The sequence below is a fragment of the Kribbella sp. NPDC051718 genome (assembly GCF_040681515.1).
Taxonomy (GTDB): domain Bacteria; phylum Actinomycetota; class Actinomycetes; order Propionibacteriales; family Kribbellaceae; genus Kribbella.
Genome location: NZ_JBFAYZ010000027.1, coordinates 1 through 10240, shown reverse-complemented (window position 1 = coordinate 10240; position 10240 = coordinate 1). Strand labels below are relative to the sequence as shown.

Below are 10240 nucleotides of genomic sequence, written 5' to 3'. Positions count from 1 at the left end.
GCCTTGGCTTCTTCTTGCCCATGGACTCCATGATGAACATCCTTCCGGAGCAACTGCTCCTGATCTGGGATGTCCGTCAAAACGGGGCAGGGTCACCTTGGCCGGCCAACCAGGGAAACGCATCCGCCCATAACCTCGGCCGCAGGTCAACGAACTCAGAGTCAGACATCACGATGGTTCCGCAGTTTTTCCGTGGCAGGGTTGTCGACGGCCACGTCGTTTGCCTTGTCCGACACTACGACGGTGTATTGGATGAGATCTCGCTTGCTCCGCACAGAGCTATCCGGAACCCGCAACGAGATGAGCCCAACAACATTGGCCAGCTCAACGTGAGCTGTCTCGCTGGTCTCGTCCTGGTCGGCGACCAACGAGATCACTAGCACTCCCCGAGTGCTGCTGTTCCCAAGTATCGGGAAGTCGTTGCCTTCTGGCAATGGGTTCGCAGCAAGGATGTTGCGCTTGTTCTCACCAGTGAAGTCGATTCGCGGATCTTGGCGACGCGCGCGTCGCCAGATCGGCGCATCCTGCCCGAGCTCCTCAAGCCAGAGCATGCGTCCGGGCGTCTGCCTTTGTGGCCAGACGATTCCCCAGTCCTTGATCCGATCATTATCCGTTGCCGTGGCGATAAACGACCGAAGTGGCGCGATCACGCTCGAGTAGTCAGGGTGCCATGTGAGCTTGTCGAAGTAGCTCAAGAACTCGGCAGCGCCAACGAGACCGACCTTGGCCTTCTGAGTCTTCTCGACCCCATTGTCTGTGTACGGCAATGTCGTGTCTTGGGTTGCCTTCGCCAGCAGCGGAAGGATCACCCCGGCCAGGTTCGCGCTGTGCTTCGCCCTCTCCTTCCTCGGTGGGATTGATGACAACTGATGGAACGTACCGACCGACGCGCGCGACTTCACGACCGCGTTGAACATCTTGTTCCGTGCAGTCGGCTTTAGCCATGGCAGATGTTGGCTGACGAGCGGCGGAATCTGTCGCGGCTCGACGATCGGTTTGCCATCCTCGTCAAGGCCGGCGTACTTAGCCAGCTCGTCACGGAAGGCTTCCTCGTCAAGGAGCAGAGCCTCGAATGCCTCGTAGAGGTCTACTCTCAGATCCCGTCGAATATAGAGGCGTACCAGGTCGCGGTAGCCCTCGCGGAAGCCGAACCAACGGCCAGCCTGCATGAGGGTGTCAGCCTGTCCAGCCTTGCGACGGAAGAATGAGACCGTGAGGCCTTCGACGGTAAAGCCTCGGCTGAGCTTCGCGCCGCCGACGAGTATCCGCCAGACCTTCCCCGCATCGAAGTCGAGCGCTTGCTGCTGATCCTGAATCGCCTTGTCTGAGTTGACGATGAGCACCGGGTCCGAACCCGCGCTCGTCATGTCAGCCATGGCTTCAGCCACGAAGGGCTTCACGTCGTCGAAACTCGTTGGAACGACGGCGCCGTTTGCGCGGGCGAGCATCACCGGCAGGAAGTCATCGTCGAAGAGTTTCCGCAACCGCGCGAGTCCTTCACCGGATGTGAACTTGCCGTTGTTCCAGAGAGAGCGCACGACGAAGGCGGAATTGAGGTGGGCCATATTGCTCACGTCCTCATGCACCAGCATCGTGTGGTGCCGGTGGAGCACGCCGCCGACGGACTCGCGGTACTTCTTGATCGCGCCACTCAGGACCCACGCATCGAGCGCCTCACCGAGCTCCCTTCTGCGCAAGGCCGGATCGTGATCCGGGTGGCCCTCGATGGAGCGCGCATAGGCGAGTTCGTTGGATGTAGCGACGGTCTTCTCAATGTTCTCCCAGTCGGGGTCTACGTCGTGAAACTCCTGAACGCCCATGTATCCCTCGGGCCGGGGTAAGGAGAGCACGAAATCCGACGGAAAGAGGTTGCTGTCGTCGTCGGGGTCGATGAACACGTTGGCGAATGGTGTTGCTGTGTAGCCGACGTACTGCGCACGCGGAACGATCTCCAACATGCCGGTGATCAGCTTGTTGATGGTCGTCCGGTCATTCGACTTCTTCGGGTCCTTGGTGTTGACCGACGCGAGATCTGACTCGTCGTCGATGATGAGCGCGGGCAGCTCCTTGAGGACAGCCTTTAGCGGTCTCAGATCCTTGATCAGCTTGTTGAGCGGCGCCGAATTCTTCTTCACGATGACTACGTAGGCATCAGCGTGAAGAAGGTTCTCGGGAGAGTTCAGCGGCTTCGTCTTATCGTGGCGCTCGTACCGAAGCTGCGACATCCCCTGTGGGAGGCTCTTGTAGTCATTGTGATGTGTGGTCACCCGACGGATCCGTACCACCCCCGGTTGAATCAGAGCCTGCTCGGAGTGCTGGACGAACCTGCCAGCGAGCCAGTCTTCGTCCTGCTGATAGTCGAGCCCCTTGGCTACTTCCGGATCTGTGGGGTCTTGGCCAGCAAGGACGTTTTCGACGCCCATGAGTTCCATGTCGATGCGGCGCTGCGTCTGAGCGCGGAGGATCTCGATCGTGCCAGTCATGACGACGATCAGGCGATAGCCAGCATCCACCGCCTTCGCGATGACGCCGGTGAAATTGGCCGTCTTGCCACTCTGAACGTACCCAACAACAAGGCCCTTCGTCTGCTTGACCTCGACGCGCGTTGGATCGGTGAGGCGCTCGATCACCGAATTGGTGCTTTGATCAAGGGTCGTGATCGACGACGCAGGCCACTTCTTGACCTCTGCAAGGTACTTCTCGTAGTGATCCCAGTAGAGGCTACTTCGCTGATGCCGCGCTTCCTCGTACCAGGGCTCGAACTCCCGACTGATGACGATGGTGTCTTCCTGATGGACTGGAATGACGGCACGGATCGCTTCCTCTGCCGCGCATGACAACCCCAACGCACTAACAACGGCGAGTCGTCGCGCGATCGTTCCCGAGCCAGTCTCAGCCCCGTCGGGTCCGAGCAGCACAATGTCGTCGCTAGCATCCCACTTGGCGAACGCTAGGCGGAGTGCGATGAGAGCGCTGTTGTTTACGGGGGCACTCTGAATGAAGGCGACCAACTCAGCTTCCGAGACTTGACCACCGCCGAACAGTGCAAGTGCCGGCAACAGCGAACCAGGAGCTTGCTCCGCGAAACCCTGCAGAAGGTTCCGGAGCGGTGCGCCCCACTCTGGCGACGCGCCGGCCTGAACCTCGGTCATGACTGCTCCTCATCAACAGAAACAAGGCCTGCCAAGGCTCCGGGCAGAGTCCTGGGACTGAATAGGCTTAGGTCCACGCGGTAGGAGAGATCGCTGACCACCGCGAAGTTGGGAACAGCCGGAGCTAGCCGCGCCGCAGTCAGAGCCGGGAACCGCTCGTCGACGTCGAAGGCGCGCGGATCGTTCCGCTTCGTCCAGAATGTGGAGTAAAGCTCCACGTCAACGTCATTCCATCCCATCGCCGCCAACTTGGCGTCAACCATCGGGCGATAGCCCCCTGCTTTTGCCCGGACGCCTGAGACCATCTGGCCGAGGGTCAATCCGCCCTTGTGATTGGTGCGAGTCAGCTGTATTGAGACGAGGCTCAGTGGAACGTTCCGTAGCGGCACGAGTTGGGTGAATCCGTGCATCATGTGCCGGCGTTGCTCGCCCGACGTCGTCTTGATCTCCAGGTGGATGTCGCTGAACACGAAGTCGTGTTCTTCCGACATCGGACCCTGCCAGGAATCGATTGCAGCACCTGAACCGATCATTCCGATCAAGCAATCGAGGATCAACAGCTCCCCAAAGAGTCCCAACTCTTTCTCGGCGCTGAGGCCGGCCTTTCCAGCGAAGAGATTGCGATGCTTCGTGACGGCGGTGGCGACTGCAGCTGCGAGCGGTTCTCCGAGCAGTTGAAGTTGGTCGGCCACACTGCTGAGGAGGCCATATACGCCATGCAGGTTGCCTTCCACCGACACGGCGAGTTCAGCGAGGTCTCCTTCATCTGAGTCGACCGGCCTGAACCTGATATTGCGCCACTTCGCCACCTCGGGTTCTGGAGGGGTGAAGGCAGTGATCAGAGTGATCGTCCCGTTGGCCGGGTGGATATCTAGCTTGCACGCAGGCGTCCCGGCGATTGGGAGCACTACCGGGTGCCCCGACGTCCATAAGAAATCGATGTTCGCCAACGACAGATGGCGCGCGTCCTCAGATTGCTCAGTCATGCTCGACGCCCCCGCCTCACTCACCGCGCATGCCCTCTTCGGCCTCAACTGCCGCACCTAGGATCGCGCGCCACAGCGCAATGTTGTCCTTGTCCTTCGGCCCCAGGTGTGCGCCCTCGAAGACCGTGTGTGTCAAAAGGAAGAGCAGGGCCTTCACCACTGGCGCGTCGTTCAAGCTGCCCCGCTCGGGGGCAAACAGGTGGCGATAGCGGGAGTTGATCCACAGCGTGCTGTTCCCGAAGTCCACATCGATGAACTCACCCTCGGGGAGACGCGTCCATTGCAGATTGAGAGAGTCGGATCGAAGCAAGGGCAGTTCGGTCTCGATCGACTTTCGCAACTTCGGCGCGAAGCCCTTCTCTGGAGAGATCACCGGCCGCCGCTGGCTAACTCGTCGATTTCCCTCTACATAGCAGGCCTCAGCGTCCTTGAGGTACGCGTCGAAGGCGGTGCCGTCTTTCGCCGCTGCGTGAGCTAGCGCGTCTCGGAAGATCGGCTCGAAGCGAAGGCCGGCCTTCTCCGGGTTCATGGTGAGGAAGGAGCCGATCGCAGTCTCCTCGTCGAGTACGACACGAGCGAGCTGGCGATGAGCCGAGGAGTTGGCGACTTCCGACCAGCCACCTACTTGCAAAAGACGATCGTTCCTGTAGATGTAGAAGCCTTGAAAGCGGTCCCCTGGCTTGCCGTTGATCCGGAAACCCGGAATGTCGACCTTCGGTGGCCAGATGTGGCAGTGGAGCGTGATCCGCTGACCGCCGGATTCCGCGACGATGGCCTTGGGATAGTCGGGGTGGCCTGATCTCGCGTAACCGAAGGGGTCGATTGGTTTGACCGGCGTGCCGATCCCCTCGTCGGCATAGTCCATCTCGTCCACCAGGATCTCGATTTCGAGTACATCCTTGGCAATGAGGCGATGGAAGGTCACGCCTAGATGCGACCGGAGACTACGTTCCGCGGTCGCCATCCACGTCCGAGCCTCCTCGGGATTGGCACCGCGGTAAGTGCCGCGCAGCGCGCTCCAGACGACCGACGTTCCGCGGCCTGCTCCTGTCACGCGCCTGCGGTAGACCTCGGCGTCCCCCGCAGCATCCTCGGACAGCACCTCGCACGAGAAGTCTTTGGAGAAGTCAGCACGGCGAATGCGACGCCCAACTGGTGCTGCGCCGTTCTTCGAGGACCAGACGGTGAGGACATCGGCGTGCCCAAAAGAAGACGCCTTCATACCTATGCCGAAGTGGCCGAGATCGTTGTCAGAGTACTCGCGCTGGTGACCAAGAGTCATCGCCTTGTCGGCCGCTGCGGCGTCCATCCCGCCACCGTTGTCGATCACTTCCACCTGGATGAGTCGGTCGCTTTCAGTCAGCAGGCGGACGGCAATCTTGGTCGCTCCAGCATCGAGACAGTTGTCGACGAGGTCAGCGATTGCGGACTCGAGAGTGTGGTGGGCGCCGAGGCTCTTGACCAGACCGGCGTCTGGTTCGAGCTTGATGGTTTCGACGACGTCGGGTCCGCTCACCGGTCGGCCGCCACGCGCGGATCAGGGGAACGTCGCACACATGGCTGCCCTGCTGGCCGGTGCGCTCGACCGATTGGTTGGAAGATGCTCGTTCGGACTCTAATTACTATTCTCATGCACTCCCCCACTGCATCTGCCAGATCGTTTCCTGGCCGTAACGTGCTTGCCCAGACCGCCCGGGCCATCGGATCTTCCGTTCTCACGAAAACCCAGCCACAGCCGCAGCAACGTGTTGCCGGTCCCTCCCCGATGGACCTATCGGTGAAGCCGTGCCGACCGTTACAATCTGTTGCTACGCCCTCCGCCCAGGAGGCACATCCAGGCTTCGGGATGCTCATTCCGCTCGAGTTCGCCTGCGCCACTAGACATGTACCGTCTGGTGCGTCCCTGTTCGGCCGGGAGCCACCTGAGCCGGCAACTCCGATCCCTGGGAATGTCAGCACCGCACAGCTATCTTGCCGTGCGCCGGGCTGTTTGAACCGCGACACTAGGAGGCAGCAAATGGCACGTCTTCGCTCAATCGAGCCCGGAACGCAGGCCGTCAGGGTTCACCCGACGGAGGTTGATTGCTTCTACCAGGCACTCACAGACCAGTCCGGTCAGACATATCTGCATCTCACAACATTTGGATCCGATGAGCGACAGTCGACTCCCAAGAGCAGCCAGTCGCTGCAGCTTGATGAGAAGGCAGCCCGCCAGCTGATCCAGATCTTGCGGGACACGTTCCACCTCTAGACGGTCGCTTCTCCCCTTGTCTGCGCGGGCGTAGGTCGGGCAATTCGTTGACGCGCGTAGGGACGCGATGGCAGCTTTCCAGGGTTCGCCGGGTGACGCCGCTGCCGGCGCTGACGACGACTCGTGGGGCGCGCCGTCGCCCTCGTGTCGGGGTAGGGTCCGCAGGTGGAACTTGATCGCTTTCTTCGGTACGACGAACTTGCGGAGACGCTTGCGGACCTTGCCGAGCAGTATCCCGAATTAGTAAGTGTCGAGTCGTACGGGACGTCGTTTGAAGGGCGGTCGTTGCTGCTTGCAACGGTTACTGATGCGAGCACGGGGACGCATGACAGTAAGCCTGGGCATTGGGTGGATGCCAATATTCATGCGACGGAGGTCACCTCTGGTGTGGCGGCGTTGAGTTTGCTGCAGCATCTTGTTACGGCGGGTGAGCGGGGTGATGAGGCTGCGCTTGCTGCGTTGAGGACTCGTACGTTTTATGTTGTGCCGCGGGTTAATCCTGATGGGGTCGAGGCTGCATTGGCGGACTCCCCCATCTATCGGCGTAGCAGTATGCGGCCTTGGCCTTATCGGGATGCACATCAGTGGCCGGGGCTGGTTGAGCATGATGTTGATGGGGATGGGCGCGTGCTTACGATGCATCGCCGATCCCAACGGTGGGTGGGTCGCGCATGTGGATGATGCGCGGGTGATGGTGCCGGTGCCGGCCGATGGGGTGGTGCCGGGTGGCGTTACGAGGTACCGGTTGCTTGCTGAGGGCACCATTCGGGACTTTGATGGCTTTACTGTTCCTACCCCGCGGGCGCCGCAGGGGTTGGATATGAATCGTAATTTTCCGGCTGGGTGGGGCACTGGTGTGCTCGGGTCCGGTGATCATCCGTTGAGTGAGCCGGAGATTGATTCGCTCATCCGGGCGATCGTCGCGCGGCCCAACATTTGCGGGTACAACGCGTACCACACGTCGGGCGGGGTGCTGCTGCGGCCCTCCAGTACGCAGGCCGATTCGGCGCTCCCGTCCACGGATGTGTGGACGTGGAAGGAGCTCGGTCGGCGGGGTACCGAAGTCACTGGTTATCCGGTGCATTCGGTGTTCGAGGATTTCACCTGGGACAAGACGGAGACGATGAGCGGTGCGTCCGCCGATTGGGCGTACGAGCATCTCGGGGTGTTCTCCTGGACGACCGAGTTCTGGGACGTTGTGTACGCGGCCACGGGGAAGCGCAGCTCGACTGATATTTGGTACGTCGGGTTGTCGCCGGAGGAGGATCTGGCGATCGCGAAGTGGAGCGATGCGCACGGCGAGTACTACCTGCCTTGGCGGGCCTTCGATCATCCGCAGCTTGGGCCGGTCGAGATCGGTGGCGCTGACTGGTTCCGGCTGCTCTCCAATCCGCCTGCGGGTTTGCTGGCTGCAGAGGTCGCGCCGCATGCCGAGTTCGCCGTGCACCAGGCGTTGGCTGCGCCGTGCATTGAGATCTTGCGGGCCGAGGCGACCGCGCTTGGGGACGATTTGTGGCGGGTTGATGTCGGCATCGCCAACACCGGGTGGCTGCCGACGCAGGTCAGTGCGCGGGCCACTCGCGAGAAGCTGGTACTTCCGTTGACAGCTGAGTTGCAGCTACCCGCGGGGGCGTCGATCGAACGTGGGCCGAATCGGGTCACGCTGGGACAGCTCAGCGGGCGCAGCGCGTTGCAGCTCGACGGAGGGGCGCGCAACGACGGTACGGCCGATCGCGTACTGACGTCGTGGATCGTCCGCGCCGCTTCGGTCGAAGGGCTGGTCGCGATCGCCAGTCATCCGCGGGCGGGCACCAAGCAGCGCGTCGTGACCGTCTTGCCTTGAGGATGAGCCTGTGGATTCAGGTCCGAGCCTCTAGTACGGCGAGGTCGCGTACTGCGTAGCGGTTGTGCTCGGCCTCTTCTTTGAGAATTACCTTGAGGCAGCGGCGGACGATGTATTCCTGGTCGGGATAGTAGTCCGCCGGCTTCCGGGCGCAGGCTCGGTCCAGTTCGGCCTCCGTGAGGTTGTCGACAACCCGGCGCATCACGGCCATCCGGGCGCGGCGCGGGGCGAGTACCTCGTCGAAGGTTGGGGTGGCCTTGAGGGTGAGACCCAGCTTCGCCGCATCGTCGGGCTGCGTCCCGCCAGCAGGGAAGCCCAAGGGGTGGTACGGGGCATCCTCTTCCAGCACGGTGTTGCCTAGCCAGGCGTCGCTGGCGAAGAGGAGGTGGCGATGGGTTTCGACGAAGGACCACTCGCCGTCTACTTGCTCGTGCAGCTTTTCCTCGGGTAGGAGTCTGGCTCGGGTGAGGGTCGCCTCCCAGAGCGCTTCGACGGCATCCCAGGCTTTCCTGTAGTCGTCGGGAGTCTGGGCCTCGCGGGCTAGGGCGCGGGCTGGGTGGAGACGGTCCAGTTCGGATTCGACGTACGCGGTTACGTCGATGTCGTTGACGAGTAGGCGCTTGAAGTCGCCGCCTAGGGAGATGTCGGCGCCGTAGCAGTCGACGATCTTGAGGTTGGTGACCTCGCAGTCGCGGATTTCTAGACCCGCCAGGTCGCTCAGGTGGATGCGGGCGCCACGGAACTGGTCGGTCTCGACATACTCAGCAGCCATCGCAGCAGTCTGTCGCACGCGTCCGGTACGCGCCAGATTGGTGGGCGTCGGCGGTACGGCGTACCGGGGACTCAGAAGACTGAGTGATCGAACTGAGTGGATTCTTCTGTTGGAAATCTGGGCGTGGGCGAGGGAGGTTGGGAGGTATGGAATTCACTCAGCTTGGGCGTACGGGGTTGTCGGTTAGTCGGATCGTGTTGGGGACGATGAACTTCGGGCCGCATACGAGTGTGGAGGACTCGCACGCGATCATGAGGGCGGCTCATGAGGCTGGGATCAACTTCTTCGACACCGCGAACGGGTATGGGCGGTCGATCTACCCGGGGCGGACGGAGGAGATCGTTGGTGAGTGGTTCGCAAAGGATCCCGCCAACAGGCACAAGACTGTGCTGGCCACGAAGGTCTATGGGGACATGGGCGATGGGTGGCCTAACGAGGGGAAGTTGTCGGCGCTGAACATTCGGCGGGCGCTGGATGCTTCGTTGAAGCGGTTGCAGACGGATTACATCGATCTGTACCAGTTCCACCACGTCGACCGGGCCACTCCTTGGGAGGAGATTTGGCAGGCGATGGAGGTCGCGGTGCAGCAGGGGAAGATCCTGTACGCCGGTAGCAGCAACTTCGCCGGCTGGCACATTGCTCAGGCGCAGGCCGAGGCTGCTAAACGGAACTACACCGGGCTGGTCAGCGAGCAGTCGATCTATAACCTGATCGTGCGGGATGTGGAGCGCGAGGTGTTGCCGGCAGCGCAGGAGTTTGGGCTTGGCGTGATTCCTTGGTCGCCGTTGCAGGGTGGGTTGCTGGGCGGCGTACTGCGGAAGGACGTCGAGGGGGTGCGTCGGCTCGAAGGGCGCGCTAAGGAGGCCGTCGAGAAGATGCGGCCGCAGATCGAACAGTACGAGGCGCTCGCCGATGAGCTTGGGCATGCACCCGGCGACATCGCCCTCGCCTGGTTGTTACACCAGCCGGCTGTAACCGGGCCGATCGTTGGCCCGCGCACGATGGGCCAACTCGAGTCCGCGATCCGCGCCGTCGACCTCAAACTCGACGACAAAGCCCTCGCCAAGCTCGACGAAATCTTCCCGGGCTACAAGACCGCCCCCGAGGACTACGCCTGGTGAGTCATCGGTCGTGGGGGGGGGGGGGGGGGGCCCCCCCCCCCCCCCCCCGCCCCCCCCCCCCCGCGCGGGGCCCAAGTGGCGGGGGGAGGACAACCGGGGTTGTGTGGATGCGCAG

At 62.0% G+C, this 10240-nt stretch carries 7 protein-coding genes; 3 read left to right on the top strand and 4 right to left on the bottom strand.

The genetic code is table 11. The annotated features are described in order from the left end of the window. Positions 1-161: 161 nt before the first annotated feature. From AB0M15_RS41730 to AB0M15_RS41720, 3 genes are read right to left on the bottom strand one after another with little or no spacing between them, the layout of a single operon-like run. Entirely contained in the window at positions 162-3152 is a 2991-nt protein-coding gene (locus tag AB0M15_RS41730) for a Z1 domain-containing protein (RefSeq protein ID WP_363832914.1), read from the bottom strand. Continuing rightward, positions 3149-4138 (bottom strand): PD-(D/E)XK motif protein, encoded by a 990-nt coding sequence (locus AB0M15_RS41725; protein ID WP_363832912.1) that lies wholly within the window; start codon positions 4136-4138, stop codon positions 3149-3151. Before AB0M15_RS41725 ends, AB0M15_RS41730 begins: the two co-directional genes overlap by 4 nt. A 16-nt stretch (positions 4139-4154) precedes the next feature. Further along, on the bottom strand, positions 4155-5654 hold the full coding sequence (locus tag AB0M15_RS41720; RefSeq protein WP_363832909.1) for an ATP-binding protein: 1500 nt from the start codon (positions 5652-5654) through the stop codon (positions 4155-4157). Between the two features lie 900 nt (positions 5655-6554). Between AB0M15_RS41720 and AB0M15_RS41715 the strand changes: the two genes are divergently transcribed. Both AB0M15_RS41715 and AB0M15_RS41710 read left to right on the top strand, forming a co-directional pair. Next, complete coding sequence (locus AB0M15_RS41715) at positions 6555-7070, top strand: M14 family zinc carboxypeptidase (protein ID WP_363832907.1); 516 nt, start codon at positions 6555-6557, stop codon at positions 7068-7070. Then, on the top strand, positions 6964-8232 hold the full coding sequence (locus AB0M15_RS41710) for a M14 family zinc carboxypeptidase (RefSeq protein ID WP_363832904.1): 1269 nt from the start codon (positions 6964-6966) through the stop codon (positions 8230-8232). Before AB0M15_RS41715 ends, AB0M15_RS41710 begins: the two co-directional genes overlap by 107 nt. Positions 8233-8248: 16 nt before the next feature. On the opposite strand, the gene AB0M15_RS41705 is transcribed toward AB0M15_RS41710, so the two are convergent. Next, on the bottom strand, positions 8249-9004 hold the full coding sequence (locus tag AB0M15_RS41705) for a DinB family protein (protein ID WP_363832902.1): 756 nt from the start codon (positions 9002-9004) through the stop codon (positions 8249-8251). Positions 9005-9150: 146 nt separating this feature from the next. Here AB0M15_RS41705 and AB0M15_RS41700 point away from each other — a divergent pair, with 146 nt between their 5' ends. Further along, positions 9151-10125: an aldo/keto reductase gene (locus AB0M15_RS41700; protein ID WP_363832900.1), complete on the top strand. Its 975-nt coding sequence runs from the start codon at positions 9151-9153 to the stop codon at positions 10123-10125. The last annotated feature ends 115 nt before the right edge of the window (positions 10126-10240 follow it).